Origin of the sequence: Leptotrichia sp. oral taxon 847, from assembly GCF_001553645.1 — a bacterium.
In the GTDB taxonomy this organism is placed as follows: Bacteria; Fusobacteriota; Fusobacteriia; order Fusobacteriales; family Leptotrichiaceae; genus Leptotrichia.
In genome coordinates, this window is sequence record NZ_CP014231.1 from 839,898 (window position 1) to 859,178 (window position 19,281).

Annotated in this window: 18 protein-coding genes and 1 riboswitch; of the genes, 1 reads left to right on the plus strand and 17 read right to left on the minus strand. The window is 28.3% G+C overall.

All coding sequences use genetic code 11. The annotated features are described in order from the left end of the window. Window positions 1-191 precede the first annotated feature (191 nt). From cbiT to ylxM, 11 genes are all read right to left on the minus strand, one after another. Window positions 192-758 (minus strand): precorrin-6Y C5,15-methyltransferase (decarboxylating) subunit CbiT, encoded by a 567-nt coding sequence (gene cbiT / locus AXF11_RS03795; protein WP_060918538.1) that lies wholly within the window; start codon window positions 756-758, stop codon window positions 192-194. Window positions 759-796: 38 nt separating this feature from the next. Further along, window positions 797-2,566: a DUF2207 domain-containing protein gene (locus AXF11_RS03800; protein ID WP_068155075.1), complete on the minus strand. Its 1,770-nt coding sequence runs from the start codon at window positions 2,564-2,566 to the stop codon at window positions 797-799. A gap of 94 nt (window positions 2,567-2,660) precedes the next feature. Beyond that, entirely contained in the window at window positions 2,661-3,464 is an 804-nt protein-coding gene (locus AXF11_RS03805) for an energy-coupling factor ABC transporter ATP-binding protein (RefSeq protein ID WP_068155076.1), read from the minus strand. Continuing rightward, complete coding sequence (locus AXF11_RS03810) at window positions 3,464-4,147, minus strand: CbiQ family ECF transporter T component (protein ID WP_068155078.1); 684 nt, start codon at window positions 4,145-4,147, stop codon at window positions 3,464-3,466. Before AXF11_RS03810 ends, AXF11_RS03805 begins: the two co-directional genes overlap by 1 nt. Continuing rightward, complete coding sequence (locus AXF11_RS03815) at window positions 4,134-4,451, minus strand: energy-coupling factor ABC transporter substrate-binding protein (RefSeq protein WP_068155080.1); 318 nt, start codon at window positions 4,449-4,451, stop codon at window positions 4,134-4,136. The genes AXF11_RS03810 and AXF11_RS03815 overlap by 14 nt, the downstream gene beginning before the upstream one ends. A gap of 5 nt (window positions 4,452-4,456) precedes the next feature. Further along, a complete protein-coding gene (locus tag AXF11_RS03820) occupies window positions 4,457-5,164 on the minus strand; it encodes an energy-coupling factor ABC transporter permease (RefSeq protein ID WP_082729376.1) in 708 nt (235 codons plus the stop codon). Between the two features lie 146 nt (window positions 5,165-5,310). Further along, a riboswitch (cobalamin riboswitch) is annotated at window positions 5,311-5,549 on the minus strand. A gap of 66 nt (window positions 5,550-5,615) precedes the next feature. Next, window positions 5,616-7,136 carry a cobyric acid synthase gene (locus AXF11_RS03825; RefSeq protein ID WP_068155084.1) on the minus strand — a complete coding sequence of 507 codons (1,521 nt, stop codon included), beginning with the start codon at window positions 7,134-7,136 and terminating at the stop codon, window positions 5,616-5,618. Window positions 7,137-7,234: 98 nt separating this feature from the next. Continuing rightward, entirely contained in the window at window positions 7,235-7,861 is a 627-nt protein-coding gene (cbiE, locus tag AXF11_RS03830) for a precorrin-6y C5,15-methyltransferase (decarboxylating) subunit CbiE (RefSeq protein WP_068155086.1), read from the minus strand. A 110-nt stretch (window positions 7,862-7,971) separates the two neighbouring features. After that, window positions 7,972-9,648 (minus strand): ClC family H(+)/Cl(-) exchange transporter, encoded by a 1,677-nt coding sequence (locus tag AXF11_RS03835; RefSeq protein WP_068155088.1) that lies wholly within the window; start codon window positions 9,646-9,648, stop codon window positions 7,972-7,974. A 40-nt stretch (window positions 9,649-9,688) separates the two neighbouring features. After that, complete coding sequence (gene ffh / locus AXF11_RS03840) at window positions 9,689-11,020, minus strand: signal recognition particle protein (protein WP_068155090.1); 1,332 nt, start codon at window positions 11,018-11,020, stop codon at window positions 9,689-9,691. A gap of 16 nt (window positions 11,021-11,036) precedes the next feature. Further along, window positions 11,037-11,378: a YlxM family DNA-binding protein gene (gene ylxM, locus AXF11_RS03845; protein ID WP_068155092.1), complete on the minus strand. Its 342-nt coding sequence runs from the start codon at window positions 11,376-11,378 to the stop codon at window positions 11,037-11,039. 155 nt (window positions 11,379-11,533) lie between these two features. On the opposite strand from ylxM, the gene AXF11_RS03850 reads away from it, so the two are divergent. Further along, window positions 11,534-12,115: a hypothetical protein gene (locus AXF11_RS03850; RefSeq protein ID WP_068155094.1), complete on the plus strand. Its 582-nt coding sequence runs from the start codon at window positions 11,534-11,536 to the stop codon at window positions 12,113-12,115. A 42-nt stretch (window positions 12,116-12,157) separates the two neighbouring features. On the opposite strand, the gene nrdG is transcribed toward AXF11_RS03850, so the two are convergent. From nrdG to AXF11_RS03880, 6 genes are all read right to left on the minus strand, one after another. After that, window positions 12,158-12,661 carry an anaerobic ribonucleoside-triphosphate reductase activating protein gene (gene nrdG, locus AXF11_RS03855; protein ID WP_068155096.1) on the minus strand — a complete coding sequence of 168 codons (504 nt, stop codon included), beginning with the start codon at window positions 12,659-12,661 and terminating at the stop codon, window positions 12,158-12,160. 1 nt (window position 12,662) lies between these two features. Continuing rightward, window positions 12,663-14,846, minus strand: a complete 2,184-nt coding sequence (locus AXF11_RS03860; RefSeq protein WP_068155098.1) for an anaerobic ribonucleoside triphosphate reductase — start codon at window positions 14,844-14,846, stop codon at window positions 12,663-12,665. Between the two features lie 334 nt (window positions 14,847-15,180). After that, window positions 15,181-15,846 carry a hypothetical protein gene (locus tag AXF11_RS03865; RefSeq protein WP_068155100.1) on the minus strand — a complete coding sequence of 222 codons (666 nt, stop codon included), beginning with the start codon at window positions 15,844-15,846 and terminating at the stop codon, window positions 15,181-15,183. 225 nt (window positions 15,847-16,071) lie between these two features. Continuing rightward, complete coding sequence (locus AXF11_RS03870) at window positions 16,072-17,052, minus strand: hypothetical protein (RefSeq protein ID WP_068155102.1); 981 nt, start codon at window positions 17,050-17,052, stop codon at window positions 16,072-16,074. 25 nt (window positions 17,053-17,077) lie between these two features. Continuing rightward, entirely contained in the window at window positions 17,078-18,445 is a 1,368-nt protein-coding gene (locus AXF11_RS03875; protein ID WP_068155104.1) for a TrbI/VirB10 family protein, read from the minus strand. Window positions 18,446-18,458: 13 nt separating this feature from the next. Then, window positions 18,459-19,262, minus strand: coding sequence for a TrbG/VirB9 family P-type conjugative transfer protein (locus AXF11_RS03880; RefSeq protein WP_068155107.1), 804 nt, complete (start codon window positions 19,260-19,262; stop codon window positions 18,459-18,461). Between the last annotated feature and the right edge of the window lie 19 nt (window positions 19,263-19,281).

Genomic DNA, 19,281 nt, shown 5'->3' on the forward strand with positions numbered 1-19,281 from the left:
AAAAAAATATTTTAGTAACTTTCTGGATTGAATGAAAAACTTAAAATAAGATTTTTTATTTACCCCTAACTATTTTACTCTGTCTTTTTCCATATGCTTACTAAATTTTCGTGCAATTCATCTCACAACTAAAGTTGCGAGTGTTCTTGGACTATTTCATAAAAAACTACCTTTTAATATTTTTTTATATATTATTTTCTCGCAGAAATCACATAAATCGGATTTTCTGACATCATCATGTTAAAATCCTTTACTTTTCTATTTTTTGCCACAATTATTTGAGAAATATCAATATCCTCAAACTTCGATTTTTTCAAGCATTCAAGTGCTTCAAATGTGTTTTCTAAAACGATAAAGTTCAAAGCGATTATTCCGCCTTCTTTTAAATTTTCATAAGAATAATTGATAATTTCTGATAAATTTCCACCTGAACCACCGATAAACACTTTATCAAAAGTTATTCCTTGTGGTAAATCTTCTGGTGCTTTTCCAGAAATTACAGTCATATTTTTTATCTCAAATTTTTCCATATTTTGTTTTATTAAATCAACGGCTTCCTCTTTTTGCTCAATCGTGTAAACATGCCCATTTTTAGCAAATCTTGCCATTTCCATGCTCACAGAGCCAGTTCCGCCACCGATGTCAAGGCAAATATCTCCATCTGAAATTTCCATTTTTGCTATGCTAATCGCTCTAACTTCTTCTTTTGTCATTGGCACTTTTCCTCTGATAAATTCCTTATCTTTTATGTGATACATTATTTCCTCCGTATTTTTTAATTTTTGTTTTTATAATTTTACCAGCTTCCGCCTCCACCGCCGCCAAAGCCGCCACCTGAACTTCCGCCAAAACTTCTGCCAGAGCCAAATCTTTTATTTTTACTGGCAATTTTCCCCCATTTTGCCCTTACGGCATTAAAAGTTTTCTGAACTTCATTAATGACTAAATTATTTGAGAAAAAATTTACATTTTGATTTTTATATTCTTCTTCTCCAAATTCTTTTATAAAACACTGTGAAACTCTTCGATTTTGACGCAGTGCTACTGAATAAGGTAAAATAATATCATAAATTCTTCTTCTCTCAAATCTATCCATTTTCCAACTATTTTTAAAAATTTTATCTTCTATATATTTTTTTAACTCATCTATCCATTTTTTTATCGAAGAATTATTTTTAAAAATATAGTTAAAAATTTCAAATAGTCCCCAAAAATAAATAATTTCCAAAATATATAAAATATTTTTTGAAATATCGTTAAATAATAAAATTCCTATAAAAAAAATCGGTATTATTCTAAAATATGAAAGTTCGTCTAAAAAAATAAAATAACTTGTAGCAAAAAATATAAAAAAGCCAATATATATGCTTAAATTTTCAAATGCTGTTGTAAAAAACAAAATACTTAAAATTATCACTCCTAAAAAAAATGGAAAATAATATTTTTTAGAATCTTTTTTTAAATTTCGATATTTTTTCTCCAACATTTTTTTCATTTCTAAACTTTTTTCATAAAATTTATCTTCTTTTTGATAATTATTTCTTATAGCTTCCAAAATAATTTTCTCTTCTTCTGGCAATTCATCTTTTTCACTGATAAAAATCATTTTCATTGTTTTTTCTTTAATTGAAATACATTTCTTTTTTAACAACGACAAGATGGCGACTTCTGTCAATTTTTTCAAATCATCATTTCCAGAAAGATAAGCAACTTCAACTGGAGATAATTCTTCGTCAAAATATTTTGTATTTTTTGCTTTCAAATAATAAACCCACACATAGACACTCAAAGCCATCAAAATTATAAATCCTATCACTAAAGAAATTCCTCTTAAAGCTAAATTTTTAAAATCATTTCTTTCTTTTCCAAAACTTCTTTGAGCTTCGCTATTTGTTTGATTTAAAATATTTTTACCAAATTTATTTTTATCCAAATGAATAATAAAACTAATTCCTTCATTTTCATTCAATCTTGTCAAATTTGAAATAAAAATTTTCCCATTTTCCATTCTTGCCTCAAAATTTTGATTCCGTTCCCCTTTTTTTCCAGTATAAACTTCAAAATTAGAATTTTCACTATTTTCATACAATTTTCCATCTTCCATTTTAATAACAATATTTGCTTTTTCAATTGGAACGCCCCACTCTTGACCAATTCCATTAAAATATATTTCATATTGATTTCCATATTCTGTTATCGCTTTTTTCATTTTATAATCAATTTGATAATTGTAAATTCCATTTTCAAGCAAAACATCTTGTTTTCCTATTTTTACTATTTTATATTTCGCTTCATCAAAAATATCAAAATTTTCTTTTTTACCATTTTTTAAAACATTAAAAACCTCAACTTCTGAACCAAACTTCAAAGGTATTTTTCTATAAATCCCGTGCTTTTGCCTTCCATCAAAGTTGTAATTTATATTTTCTGAAATATTCAAAATCCCATCTTTTTGAATTGTTATGAAAACATCATAATTTTTTATGCTCTCGCCAAAAAGAAAGATGGGAAAAATCAAAAAAAGAAAAAAAATTCTTGAAATTTTAATTTTTTTCATCTTCATCATTATCACTCACTTTTTATATAAAATTATTTATTAATAATATTATACCATATTTTCTTTTAGCAAAAATTCAAGAATTTATTTATTTGCGAAATATTTATTTAAATTTCTTTTCCAAAAACTCATAATATTCCAAAATATCAATATTTTTCTGTTTCAAAAATTCTTTTACTTTCAATATTTTTGGTACATCCAAATTCAATTTTTTCAAAAAATTAAAATCATCAAAAATCTCGTAACGAGTTCCTTGCTTCACAATTTGTCCTTCATTTAAAATATAAATATAATCCGCAACTTCGTACGCAAAATCTATGTCGTGCGTAGAAATCACAAGCGTCTTTCCTCTTTTACACAAATTTTTTATCATTTCCAATGTTTTTTTTATATTTTTGAAATCAAGCCATGCCGTCGGCTCATCCAACACTAAAATTTCTGGCTCCATCGCTAAAATTGAAGCTATCGTAACTCTTTTTTTCTGTCCGTAACTCAAATGATGACATGGTTTTTCTAAAAGTTTTTTCATATTTAGCTCAGCGCTTATCTCACTTATTTTTTCCTCAATTTTTTCATTTGAATAACCCAGATTTTGCAACCCATAAGCTATCTCCTGATAAACTGTCGGCGCAAAAATCTGAACTTCGGGATCTTGAAATACAATTCCAACTTTTTTTCTCAAATTTTCCAAATCTTTCTTTTTATACTTTAATTTTTCCCCATTAAAATATATTTCGCCACTATCTGGCTTTAACAATCCATTTAGCAAAAAAAATAGCGTTGATTTTCCTGAACCGTTTTCTCCAAGAAATATTGTTTTTTTCCCTTTTTTTATATCAAGAGAGATATTTTTTAAAATCTTATTTTGTTTTTCATACGAAAAGCAAATATTTTCTAATTTTAACATTATACTACCACCATAACTAAATTTATTAAACATACAAAAATTACGAAAAAAATTTCTTTTCCAACTTTTTTATATTTTTTATGAACAAAGATAAAATTTTTCCCCAACCTTGAATTTACAGCTTTTACTGAATTTTCATTGTAATAAGCTGTCTTTCTGAATATTGATGCAACTAACATTGAAAAAGATTTTAGGCTACTTTTGTAATTTACATACCCCAATCTCGAATTTTGTGCATTTAATAACTTCTCTTTCACATCAAAAAGTACAAAAATAAATTTATAAATTAATAAAAACAATTCTCGAAAAATTTTTGGAAATTTTAATTTCTCAAAAACATAGTCAAAATCTGAAATCGGTGTCGAACAAATTAGAGCATAAACTACACAAATTGAAGAAAAAGAGCGAAATAAAAATGTCATTACATCTTTTTTTATCCATAAAAGCGAAAGTGCTGTTGTAAAAATAAAAAACGCTGGAACGATATATAAATAAAATAATTCTTTTATTTTTACTTTTACAAAAACTATCATAATTGCATTAAATAAAATAAAATTAAATAGAAAAACTTCTTTTTTATTAGTAACAATTAAAAATGTTAAAGTTACTACCATAAAAAATATTTTTATCGCAGGATTTATCTCCTTTAGTAAACTTCTGTATGAAATTTTATCTATTAGCATTTTCTTCTCTTCCCTTTTTACGACCTTTTAAATATCCCAATACATAACAGACCACTCCTGCCCCAAATGCCGCCTGTAGCGCAAACAAAAGACTTTCAACTTCTCCTCCCGGCAACTCAAAAAGATTTTTTGCCCAAGGTTTGTAATTTGGATTAATTTTTTGAATCAATTCTTCCCCTTTGTCATCAGACCCGCCAAATTCTGCTCCTTTTATAAATAGCAAAGGAAATATTCCTATCGCTACAATCAATAGCAGTAGTAGTATATTTTTTTTGAAAATATTATCTTTTTTTTCTTTTTTCAATGTAATTACACCTCTTCTCTTCCTTTTTTGTCATTATATTTATCCAATATATTTACTATAATATTTGTTAGCAACCCTTCAATAATCGCCAAAGGAACTTGAGTTACCGCAAAGATTGCCGCAAACTTTAAAAATGATTCCAACACTCCTCCAGTTGCCGAAGGATTTGCTAGTGCCAGTTGAAGTGAAGTTACTACATATGTTGCCAAATCCCCCAGAGCCGCTGCCAAAAACACCGCCATCGCTTTATTTTTTTTATAAAGCAATTTATAAATCCCAAAAGATACTAAAGGCCCTGTTATTGCCATTGAAAAACTATTTGCTCCAAGCGTTGTAAATCCTCCGTGCGCCAAAAGTCCCGCTTGAAATATAAGAACTATTGTCCCCAGTATTGAAGTTACAAAGGGTCCATATAATATAGAAGCTAATCCCACTCCTGTCGGATGCGATGAACTTCCTGTAACAGACGGTATTTTTAGCGCCGAAAGAACAAAGATAAATGCTCCCGCAAGTGCTAAAATCATTTTTTTCTCCATATCTTCACCAGACAATTTTTTCAATTTTTTTATTCCCAAGAACCAAAACGGCAAACATAAGACAAACCAAAATGCCGCCCACTTTACAGGCAAAAATCCTTCCATGATGTGCATAGAAAAACTATTTACACCAATTACTAAAAAAGCCATCAAAATTAATAATTTCAACTTCTTCATCTTTTCCACTTCCTCTCAAATTTTTTTAATTTTTCTAAAATAAAAAATCAGCTGAAAAAGCTGAACTTAACATACTTAAAAATTCTGTGATAAAACCACAGTTCATTTTTTTATGCATATTATTTTCTCCCTTCCCAGAAAATTTTATATTGCAAAGATTACAGGCAAGTCTCCTGACTAACTTCTTCCTACTCGTATCCTTCCCAAAAAATTTTTTTATTTTAAAACTTTTCATATTTTTTCAACAAATTAAAAAATTTTTTAAAATAAATTTTTCGTTTTCAGTGGCTATACACTTTCGTCCATTTCACAGTAGTGGTGGCTGTATCGGATTTTAACCGATTTCCTTATTAAGTTAAAAAACACCTGTATCTTTTTTATTATAACATATATTATAGTTTTGTCAATCGAAAAGCTAATCGTATAAAAACAAACTAAAAAAATAGTTTTTTTATTCTTTTTCAATTATCTCATAAATTTTTTCAATATCAATATTTTCCCGCAAAACTTTTGCCAATTTATCATATTCTCTATCTTTATATTCAGAATAACTAAATTTTTTATCTACATATTCCAAACCTTTATTTTGTCTGATCTTATTCAAAAAACTATTTGTAAATTCAAAATTATCAAATATTCCGTGAACATAAGTTCCAATCACATTTTCTCGCACCATTCCCTTTAACTTTTTCTCTCCAAAAATACAATTTTTTTGAATTTCTTTCAAATTTTTACTATTATCGCCATTTTCCAAATAACTATAACCTTGATGAATTTCATAACCATTTATTTTAACATTTTCCATTCCGCTCAAAATTCCACTTACGTTTTTTAATGTATTTTCATATTGCGTAGTTATTTTTTCCGTTTCTATAACTGTTTCTATCGGAAGTATACCTAGTCCTGAAATCTCCTTTAAATTACTTTCCAAGTTATTCAAATCAGTAATTTTTTGTCCCAAGATTTGAAATCCTCCGCAAATTCCAAAAATGACAGTTCCTGATTTTGCAAGTTTTATTATTTTTCGAGCCATATCTTTTTCAACCAAATCTTTCATATCTTCAATTGTATTTTTTGAGCCAGGAATAATAATAACATCTTCATTTCCAAGTTCATTTGCACTTTTGACATATTTTAGTGAGACATCACTATAATGGCTAAGTGCGTCAATATCAGTAAAATTTGAAATATGCTTTAATTTTATCACAGAAATTTTTATTTTTGCATCTTTTTTCTCATTATATTTGTCAATCCCAAGACTGTCCTCCTCTTCAATCCCCAATTTCACATACGGAACCACTCCCAAAACAGGTACATCCGTCAAATCTTCTATCATTTCAATCCCATTTGCGAGAAGCGATTTATCCCCACGAAATTTATTGATGATAACCCCTTTTATTCTGACTCTCTCACTTTCTTCCAAAAGCATTATCGTTCCATAAATTGCGGCAAAAACTCCACCTCTATCAATGTCCGCTACCAAAATTACAGGCGCATCTGCCATTTCAGCCATTCCAGTATTTACAATATCATCTTCTTTCAAATTAATTTCCGCAGGACTTCCTGCACCTTCCAATACACAAATATCATAGTTTTCTCGAACATAATCATATGCTTTCATAATCTCTTTTTTCAAATTATGTTTAAAAGAAAAATATTCTCTCGCATCCATATTTTTATAAACTTTCCCATTTACGATAACCTGCGATTTTTTATCCGTCGTCGGTTTTAGTAAAATCGGATTCATAAAAACTTCCGGTTCAATTTTAGAAGCTTCAGCCTGTACAACTTGTGCTCTTCCCATCTCTTTTCCAGATTTTGTTATAAATGAATTTAGCGCCATATTTTGTGATTTGAATGGTGCAACTCTATATCCATCTTGATAAAAAATTCTGCAAAGTCCTGTTGCAATTATACTTTTTCCAACATTTGACCCCGTCCCAAAAATCATTATATTTTTATGTTTTTTCATTTTTATCTCTTTCTAAATTTTATTTTTTTATTTCTAATTTTTTCAAAATCCTTTAAGCAAATATTTCAAAATTTAAAAAAATTTTTTTTAATAATTTTTTATCTTTTTATAATCACAACATTCATTCCAAATTTTTTCTCATAATCTTTCAATTTGCTAACTTTAAATTCATAGATTTTCTCATTTTCATAAGAAAGATTTTCGCCAACAAAAATTTTTGCATTTTCAAAACCGTTTTCAAACAATTTCTTTGCAATATTCTGTGGCGTATTTTTACTAAAATCTGTGAGCAATCCAATTTTTTCATATTCACTCAATTTTGATACATAATCAAAATTTTTGCCGTGAACACTTGAAATATAAGCATCGTTCCAAAAGTCTGAAATTTTTGCAAACATATATTGTAGTGACGAAATTCCAGCAACCACTTCCAATTCACTATCACAAAAATGTTTTTTTATAAAAGCTAAAAAGCTGTAAAAACCAGTATCTCCAGAAACTACTAAAGATATTTTCTTATCTCTGTTTTCATTGATAAATTCTATAACTTTGCTCAAATCAGCTGAAATATAAAAATGTTCTTTATTTTTAGTATACTTTCCTAAACTTTCCAAATGTCTTTTTCCGCCGATTATCACATCACTTTCTTCTATTTTTTTCAAAACTATTGGCAATGTATAATCAAGATTTCCAGGTCCTAAACCCAATATTTTTATTTTTTCCATACTTTTCTCCAAATTTTAAATTTTTTGCAAAAAATAATTTATAAAAAATAAAAGGACTAAAATTGAAAATTTTATTTTCTAAAAAGTCCTCTCATCTTAAAATTTATTTTTTAAATAACTTTCAGTCCTCTCTCCTTTAATTCACTTGCATATTTAACAGCAGTTTTGTGATCTGTAATCATGACGAGCTGATTTCCACTTTGAATTTTTGTATTACCTTTCGCTATATGATCTTCTCCTTCGGCTCTGACACTTACAATCAAAATATTTTCTGGCAACTTCAATTCTTTGACTAACTTACCGTCAAATTCCGAATTTACTCCTACAGGAATTAACAAAGTAACAATTTTATCCTCATTATTTCTTTTGTTTTTATTATATCTTTCCTTCCACCAATTTTCCAATATTTCGAGTCTTTTTTCCTTTTTTCTCTTCTCTTTTTTTATTTTTTCCTTTTCTTTTTTCGCTTGAGAAATCTCTTTTTCAAACATGTTTAAATAAAGTCTTTCATATATTGGCTCCATTTTAAATAATTCAGTAAAAATATAGACTATTGTACAAACGATGATAAGCATATACAAATAAGAAAAATTTCCCGTCATTTCCAAAATTAATGTAATTCCTGTAATTGGCGCTCTCACAACTGCTGTAAAATAAGCCGCCATTCCAAGTATCATAAAATGTACAATTATTTCATTTGGAATTTCAAAATAGTGATTTAATACTTCGCCGTAAACTTTTCCAGATAAAGCTCCTATCACTAACATCGGCAAAAAAATTCCGCCAGGAAATCCTGATGAATAGCAAAACATTGTATAAAAAAATTTCATTACTAAAATCATAACTAAAAATTTTAGAGCCACTTTTGCAGAAAACATTTTTTCAATTAAATCATGTCCTCCGCCTGTTATTTCTTTAAAAAAGATTGCCACTAAGTAGACAACCACCATAAATAGCGAAATTTTTAAATATTTATTCATTTTTATGTCTTTAAATTTTTTTTGAAACAACAAAAGAAAATATGAAAATCCTCTTCCCAAAATTGTAATTATTAAACAAAATACAAGCGTTACAATTCCAATAATATAAATTGGAGTATGTTTTGGAAGCATAAAATTATATTGAAACGAAGATTCAGGTCCTAAAATCATTCTTGAAACATAATTTGAAGTCCCGCTGGCAACTAATACGCAAATCAATAAAAGCGGCGAAAAAAACTTATGAAGTTCTTCTAATGAAAAAATTACTCCCGCAAGAGGCGCATTAAATGTCGAAGCGATTCCCGCACTGGCACCACAAGTTACAAGATATTTTTCTTCAGTTTCAGTTCTTTTTGTAATCTTTTTAATTCCAGAACCAATAAGCGCCCCCAGATGTACAGATGGTCCTTCCCGACCAAGTGCCATTCCAGCTCCAACCGCCAAAACTCCACCAAAAAACTTGGTAAATAGCTCCGGCAGCCAGTTAAACTTTATTTTTTTATTCAAAAATGCATTTACTTGTGGAATACCGCTTCCACCTATTAGCGGATATTTTGAAAACATAAACTGAATTACTATTCCCACTGAAATAAAAATTATTAGTCCTACAATAATTTTTGTTACTGTCAAATTTGTTAAATACCCGTTTCTAAAAAAGGAAATTTTATTTAGTAACAATGTGTATGACGAAACAATTAATCCTGAAAAAATTCCTGTAAAAAAACAAAGTATTATTAAAATAATTTTGCTTTTCCTTGATTTTAATGAATATACATTCTGTAATTCATGCAAAATATCTTTTGCCATTTCTTTCATCTCTTTTCTTTAATTTTTATCTTTTAAAAATTTATCTCTTTCTGCCTTTCATCATTCCAAGTCCTGGAATTGCTCCGCTGTTAAACATTTTCATCATTTGCTTCATCTGCTCAAACTGTTTTATTAGTTTATTCACATCATTTACTTGTACTCCGCTGCCTTTGGCAATTCTAACTTTTCTAGTTCCGGCTTTTAAAAGTTTTGGATTTCTTCTTTCCTGCACTGTCATCGAATAAATAATAGCTTCCACTTTTTTCATCTCTTTTTCAGCCATTCCCATATCAATCATATTCGTGTCAACTCCAGGTATCATTTTCATAATTCCCGCAATCGACCCCATTTTTCTAATCATTTTAAACTGTTTCAAAAAATCCTCAAAATCAAACTGATTTTTTCTAAATTTTTCTTCCATCTTTTTAGCTTCTTTTTCATCAATTGCTTCCTGCGCTTTTTCAACCAGCGACACGACATCTCCCATCCCCAAAATACGAGAGGCAAGTCTATCAGGGTGAAACGCTGAAACATCATCAAGTTTTTCCCCTTCACTTATAAATTTTATTGGTTTTCCGGCAACTTCTTTAACCGACAAAGCCGCACCACCACGGGTATCGCCATCCAATTTAGTAAGCACAACTCCGGTTATATCAAGTTCTTCATTAAATGATTTTGCCACATTTACCGCATCTTGTCCAGTCATTCCGTCAACTACAAGAAGTATTTCATCAGGTTTTACATTATCTTTTATATCATGCAGCTCTTTCATCAACTCTTCGTCAATGTGAAGTCTACCTGCTGTATCAATTATCACATAAGTTGCATTTTCTTCCTTTGCCGCTTCTATTCCTTCTTTCACTATATTTATCGCATCTGTACTCTCATCTATCGTAAAAGATCCAACTTTTACCTGCTGTGCCAACACTTTCAATTGTTTTTTAGCTGCGGGTCTATACACATCAGCTCCAATTAAAAAAGGTTTTTCTCCCTTTGATTTTAAAAATTTTGCAAGTTTTCCTGAAAATGTCGTTTTCCCAGCACCCTGAAGCCCACACAGCATCACGACTGTCATTCCTTTCTCAGCCTTTTTAAGTGCAACATTTGTTCCACCAAGCACTTGTACAAGCTCATCATTTACTATTTTTACAAATTGCTGTGTCGGATTTACTCCTGAAATTACTTCTTCACCCAGCGCTTTTTGACGAATTCTTGAAACAAAATTTTTAGCAACACCATAATTGACATCCGCTTCCAGCAAAGCTAATCTAACTTCCCGAAGAGCATCTTTCATATTACTTTCTGTCAATTTCCCCTGTCCTCTGACCTTTTTAAATATATCTTTAAATCTATCTCCCAAATTATTAAACATTTCTCTCTCCTAATTTTTATTCTAAATTTTCATCATAATCAAATTCTTCAATTATTTTTTCCAAATTCTCCAATGTAAAATTATTTTTCAAAAACAAAAGTTTATTTTTTAGTTCCTTTTCCTTTTCAAATATTTTCAATTTTTCTTCATATTCATCAAGCTGTTTTATCCCCCGCTTTATATTATCATAAACGGCTTGCCGTGTAATCTCATATTTTTTTGCAATTTCTGAAAAAGAACTATTTTCCTCAAAATACAGTTCCAAATACTCTCTTTGCTTTTTAGAAAAAAGCTCACTATAATACAAAAAAAGTATTGAGTGTCTCAAAAAATCTTCCAATTTTTCTAGTTTATTCATAATACCTTTATTATACACAATTACTATAACTATTGTCAATTTTTAAAATATAATTAATTTTTATTTCAAATTTTAAAACTATTGACTTATTAAAATAAATAATGTAAAATTAATATTATAATTATAATAAAAAAATTTATAGATAGGAGTCAAGTATGAAAAAAATATTATTGGGAATGTTATTTTTTATTTTTTTGACAAGTTGTGGTAATAGTTCAGAGAAAACAGTATCAAAATTTATTGATAACTTAAAAGCCGGAAAAACAAGTGAAGCAGGAAAATACACCACTGATGAAAATTTTGAAAAAAACTTTAAACAAACTTATGATAATCAAAGTCAAGAACTATTATTCAAGTCATTACTAAAAAATATTAACTACAAAATTGTAAAATCAGAAAAACAAAGTGAAGATACGAGCATTGTAACTGTTGAAGTTGAAAATATTGACACCAAAAAGTTCTTTTTACAATTTTTTAAAAATATATCAAGTAATACTTTTTCAAAAACCTCACCTAAAAAAACTTCTGAAGAAATACTAAAAGAAACTCTAGAAGATAAAGATTTGCCAAAAGCAAAAAATACAACAAAATTTATGGTAAAAAAATCTTCTGATACTGAAAAAATAGCTCTAACAGGTGAAAATTTAGAAGTTTTACTAGGAAAAATAAACACAACTTTTTCAAATTTAGATACTATTCTTCCAAAAGATGAAAATTCAGAATCAGATAATGATTAATAAAAAAATGTAGAGCTGCCACATTTTGACAACTCTATTTTTTTATATTCCAAAATCTTCTTTTTTTATAATTCTCTGGTTGCTACTTCCTCTAAATTTTATCTTTGGATCATACAACTCCTTGACGAATTTTCCGTCCACCAAAACATCGACATATTTTAAGCATTTTTTCCTCAAATCGTCTTTTTTTATTTCTTCCAACGTATAACCAGTATACATCCAAATATTTTTTTTTGTCTTTTCCTTCAAAAATTTTAAAACTTCTAACATATCTCTTGGATTAAAGAGCGGATCCCCACCACTTATTGTAATTCCGTCAAGTAGTTCATTTTGATTAATTTCATCTGCGATTTCATTCAAAATTTCATAGGTTAATTTAGTCCCGTTATTAGGGTTCCAAGAATACTTGTTGTGGCAGCCTGGACATGCGTGTGAGCACCCTGAAAAATATATTGAATAGCGAAGTCCAACTCCATCGACAATAGTTTCCTTAAAAGTTCTTAAAAGTCTTAACGAAAAAACTTTTTTTAAATCCTCATTTTTCATATTAAATTCCGTGTTTTACTCTGTCCATTTCTTCAGCTTTTTTCGCACTGTTCCAACTTTCAAGATCCCCTGTCAGATAACCAGTTATTCTTCTGATTCTTGATATATTGTGGCTTCCACAAACAGGACAACTGTCATAAATTATTGCCTCAGTTCCACAATCTTTACATCTGTCAACTGGGTGATTGATTGAACCATAACCTATTCCACTATCTTTCATAACCTTTACTATTTTTAAAATCACACTTATATTTTTTCTGGCTTCTCCGTCCAATTCCACATAAGTAATATGTCCACCTTTTGTAAGTTTATGAAAAGGCGCTTCTTTTCGTATTTTATCAAAAATACTTATTTCTTTTTTTACATCAATGTGAAACGAATTTACATAATAATCTCTGTCTGTAACATTTTTTATCACGCCAAATTTTTCTCTATCCATTCTTAAAAATCTTCCCGCAAGACTTTCCGCAGGAGACGCTAATACAGAGTAATTCAAATGATATTTATCTTTAAATTCATTTGCCACTTTTTCCATTTTTTCAACTGTATCGTAAAGTGTCTTATACGCCAATTCACTCGTTCCATGTTCTACGTCAAATAAAGCATACATCGCATTTGCACCACCCACAAAACCTATTGCAAGTGTACCGCTATTTATCGCATCTCCTACCTCATCATTTTCTTTTTTATCTCCCAAACCTTTCCACAAATTATTTCCCTTCATAAATGGAAACTGTTTACTAAGAGCCGTTTTTTGAAATTTAAATCTTTCTAATAATTGTTCTCCAGCAAGTCTTGACGCATCCAAAACTTTTTCTTGAAATTCTTTTACTAACATTTCATTTTTTTTATCTATTTTTTCTTTTTCACTAGAAAATTTATTTTCTTTTTCCATTGCTAAAATTTTTTCTTCCACATCTTTTCGAGTTTCAATCGCAAGTCTAGGAAAATTAATACTTGTAAACGATAAATTTCCACGTCCAAGGCTTGTCTTTTCACCATTTACATTTTCAAATACTCTTGTTCTACAACCCATTGTTGCAATTTCATATCTGTATTTTTTTGGATCATTCATATCCCATTTTTCGTGTCTATTGAACTCTGCGTCAAGAAATACAAAATTAGGAAATAATCTGCGACTGGTAGTTTCGCAAGCAAGTAACAACAGATCAAAATTTGGTGTTTCAAATTTTACACTTTTTTTACTTTCATCATAAATATTTTCGTCGCTTTTTACACTTTCTAAAAGATTTTCAAAATTACTTCGTGCTAAATTATAATCATTTTCAGAAAAATTTAAACCTTCTTTTACTTTAAAAATCTGAATTGGAAAAATTGGAGTTTCTCCTTTTCCAAGACCTTTTGAAGTTGCTCTTAAAAGTTCTTTTATGACCATTCTGCCTTCATAGGAAGTATCAGTTCCATAATTTATTGAAGAAAAGACAACTTGATTTCCGCCACGTGAATGCATCGTATTTAAGTTATGTAAAAATCCTTCCATCGCTTGATAAGTTTCTTTTTTTGTATCTTTATAGCTACTTTTTAACAACTTTTTCAAATCATTTATAGAAATACTAAAATATTTTGATATTTCTTCATTTTCTTTTTCTGTCGTTTTTATCGAATCAACTGTTTTTTTCAAAAATGCTTTTGCATCTTTTTCATATTTTTCAGTAATTTCAACATCATTTTTAATTTCCACAAAATTTAAAATTCTATTTTTTAAATACTGTCTAAACGATTTTAATACTCCCTTTGCCATATAAAAATCAAACGCTGGAATTGCTTGACCACCATGCTGTTCATTTTGATTTGTTTGAAAAATAATCGTTGCAAGAGTCGCATAAGTCAAAATACTTTGCGCTTCACGAATATACCCATGTTTTGTAACAAATCCTTTTTCAAACATATCTTCTAGGTCATACTGAAGACAAGTTGTCGTTTTACTTGGATAAAAGTCCAAATCGTGAATGTGGATAATCCCATCTTCATGAGCTTTTCTAAATTTTTCAGATATAAGGTTTTCAAGTGCATAAACTTTTGAAACTTCACTTGCAAATTTCATCATCTGTCCCGCCGGTGTCATTGAAGACATATTTGCATTTTCATTATTTGTATCATTTTTTTCCACATTTATTATTTTTTCAATTGTTTTGTTCAAATTCGGTGTTAATTCTAGTCCCATCTCGATCTTCTCTCCTTTATTTCGTATGTTCTCCCCACTTTTCAAATTCCTCAAAAACACTACATATTGTTGTCTTATCTAAATATTAACACAAAATATTGTGTTTTTCAAGAAGGATTTTAAAAATTAAAAAAAATTTAATCAAATAAAAATTATCAAATTTTTTAATTATACTAAATTACGAATATTAGAGAAAAAAATAAAAAAGTCAATTTAAAAAAAATTTTTTATCAAAAAAAATCTTTGAAAATATATAGATTTATGATTTTAAATATTAATTTTTTTAAATAAAAAAAGAACTGCTTCATTTATGAAACAGTCCCACTTATATTATTTAATTTATTAACTCTGGACCAAAACCAAATCCTAAATATTTATAAAGCGCATTATTTATTTTATAATCTTGTATTACTCCCCATTTATTTGGGTACTTTTTTACATATACTTTAATGTCACTTTCCATAAATTTCAAATCATTTCTTTTTACCACATTTAAATAAAACTCAGATATTTTTTCCAATAAAAAACTTTGATATCTTTTTTCATTCATTTTTTGAACTTCTTTCTTGTTTTCAGAAACTTTTTTCTCTATGTAATTTTGAAGTTCTGAATTATATGCTGTCAAATCAGGTACTTTCATATATACATTTAAAACTGCCTCTCCATTTTTTACTTCAGTATTTTTTATTTTATAAGTAATTTTTGAATTTGCAATTACCAAATAATCAGAAGAATTTGATAAAGATGCATTAGTTTGACTTTTTGCTATTTTTTGCAAATTGTCTTTTCTCGTTTTATCAACATTTGTTCCCAAAATTTCATTTGTACCTTCCAACGAATTTCCCATAACATTTTTTCTTACATTATCAGCTTTGGTATGAAAATCCATGAATTCATAAAAAGCATTATTTATGCTTTGTTTTAAATTATTTCCATTCGTAGTTTCAGAAAATAAAAATACACTCAAAAATAGAGACATAGTTAATATAATTTTTTTCATTTTTCTCACCTTTCAAAAACTTTTATTAAGAATTATAACATCTTATTCTTAGATTTCTATTTAAAAAATATTTTTTAGTCATTTTCATTTTTTATAATTTTTTTCTTAACATTTCATTCTACATTTTTCAAATAAAATATAGTGTCAATCCATCTATTTTAATTATGTATCAAAAAATTTTTTTAATATAATTCTAAAAATTCATCACTAGCTTTCATTTACTGCTTAACTACTAGTCAAAGTCATCGCAATAAAATCTATATTTTCAATAGTTTTCTCTGCTAACATAAGTGCTATCACAAGTGAAGAAATTCCAAGTATACTATTTCCAACTGATATTAAATTTAATAATTGATACGATACTCCCATCATTGCAACACCCATAAAAACTGTGATTATTTGTATAATTATTATATTTAATCCTTTTTGAGCAATTTGTGATGTACTTTCCAAAAGAAAAAATATTAAATAAAAAGTTGAAAAAATCATTAACACCAATGTTTCAAAAATAATTACAATATATTTTGAAATAATTTTTGCACAAATCCAAACGCAGAAAATTAATAAAATTATTTTGGCGATATTTATAAATATTGCAAAAAATGTTTTAAACTTTAGTACATTTTGTAGCAAATTAAGCGGTGTTGAAATAAAATTATCGGCTAACTTTCCCAGAGTTATATTTCTAAATTTCTCGGAGCCAAAAACTATTAAACCCAATTTATAAGACATAGAAAAAAATATTTCTGTGAATTCAGTTAATAAAGTCCCTTTTACTGTTTTGTTTCCAAAAGTATTTTCAAAACCAAGATTTATTTTGTAACTCACTGGCGTTATAAAAACAAAAGCCATAATTAAATTTTTTATAAAACTTGGAAGAAGCATTTTCAATATTGAATACAAATCTACTTTTCCCACATTTTGCAAAATTATTTTTAAAATATTTATAATCATAAACGCCAAAATAATAAAACCTAAAATTTGACTTAATTTTGATGAAATTCCCCGATACAAAACAATTAATCCATAAAAAAGTGAATTTACCATTCTTTCAATTACACTCCCACCACCAATTTTTGCTCCTTCTTTAAATACTTTTTCAAACCCTTTGTAATTTGTGTCAGCAAAACAAAAATTACATATTCCAAAAAATATTAATAGTATCTGATATTCTATTTTAAAAATTTTTTTATTATTTTTTTCCATAATTTCTCTTTTCCAAATTTTTTAATTAACTTCTTTTATATTCTTCCAAAACAATTTCATTTCCTGTAAAAACGTTTAATTTAGTCCCAACTGGAATTTTAATCCGATTTTTTACTGAATTCCAAGCCTTATCTATTGTTTCCATCGAATCTTTTACTGTGTTTACAGGATCTGTTATTATTTCATCCCATCTTGACGGATATCTTCGCACAATTCTAGTTTTTCTGTAATCCAACACCAAATCTGCCACACTAAATGAAAGTGCAAGTAATGATTTTCCAAGCCTTTGAGCCATCTTCGTATTCAACTTTCCCTTTGCGCCAATTTCTCCTTTTAAGTCAATCACATTTGACTTTTCAAAAACAATTGTTTTATTATTTGGAAGAATAATTTTGTCAACCATCATAAGCATCCTTGTATCGTTATTATTTTTCAGTGCGGAATAATTTCCAATTATTTTACTTCCCATCGGAATTAAAATTTTGTGATGTCCATCTTTGGAATAGACGTTTTCAGAAACTATAGCCATGAAATAACTGGGAGTATCGCTATTCATTCTTGTTGAAGTTACAATTGGAATATAACTTCCTTGCTGTAGTGAAAAAGTATTTATTCCATTTGCTTTGGCTTTTGGTCTTATTTTTTTCTCAACACTTTTATCATTTTTATCGCTTTTATCGACATTAACACTAGAATTACCATTTTTGCTCAATGAATTTAGTGCCCCAGACGATGGTTTTGTTATATTTCTTGGTTGATATTCAGGTTTTACTGGTTTAGGAATATTTCTAAAAGAGTAAACTTGAGTTTTATCATTATATGAAGCATTTCTGTCAGTCTTTTTTTGCGTCTCATTTTTTTCAGAGTCTTGAGTTTCAAAATTCTTATTCGGTTGACTCTGACCTTCTTGAACTTTATTTTTACCTTCATTTTGAGTTTTTGACAAATTTTGACTATTTAAAATATTTGCACAGTTAGGATTATTGATGTTATTCGGATTATTCAAATTAACCGTATCACAAGGCTCGTTTGCATTTACTACACCATCATTTTGATTTCCCAGATTAAGATTTTTATTTTGTGCTTCTTCAGGATCAGCTTCACCGTCATAAACTGGTTGCTCCATATTTTGGCTCATTTCATTTTGATTTTTATTCTTTTTAGCTGAATTTTTTATTATTCCAGGAATTGCAAGAAGTCCCACAACCATCAAAAACCCTCCAATTGCGACATACATCGGCAATTTTTTCTTAAATTTTTCATCTTTTTTATTTTCTTTAGGCTCATCTTCAAAATCTGAAATATCCCCAATATCATCTTCCAATTCATCTTCATCAGCTTCATCAATCACAAAATCTTCATTTTCATATTTTTCCAAATCATCTTTATACATTTTATTTCCCCTTTTATTTATGTTTTATTCTAACCTGTTTCTTTCCTATTTTAAGCACTGCTTCCTTAATTTTTCTATGAACGATTATTCTATTAAATTCATACTCGAAATTAACTACTTCAAACTCATTACTGCTGATTCCTTTTACCATTATTACAGGTGCTTCTTGTATTTCTTCAGGTAAAATTATGACAGTTTTTACTCCATCGGTAAAAACTTGCGTTGGCGCAAAAGGCAAATTTTTATTCGTTATTGTATAATTTGAATCCATTTTGTTGACATCCATTAAAATAGAACTTTTGCTAAGATCTTTTTTAACTGGAACTTTTGCCTTCATACTGTTTTCAGAAGATAAATAGTTGAATTTTACAAATGGATTAAATATTTCTAGAGTGGAATACAAATTGAACATATAAATTCTTTTATTTGTCATCACATTTACATTTGAAGTTATATCAAGATCCGTAGGTCTGACAAATAAATAAACAGAATTATCTTCTCCCCCAAATTCCTGCTCCATCTCAAAATTAGAATTATTTCCTCCGATTACAGCGATAATCTCTTCTTCTGGGTCAAATTTTATCATCGTAACAAAATCTGGCGTAACATAGATATCATAAATACTGTCAGGATAGTAATCAAAAGTAGTCGCAACCCGTTTTATCGCGTCTTGTTTCCCAGAAATAAGTTTTTTTATTTGCATTTTTGAAATACTTTCTTGACTCAAAAAGTTTTCTTTATTTTCTTCTGCCTGTAAAAAAACTCCAAATACAGAAAAAATCAACATTTTTAACAAAAATTTTTTTATTTTTTTCATATTATTTTTTTATTCCCCC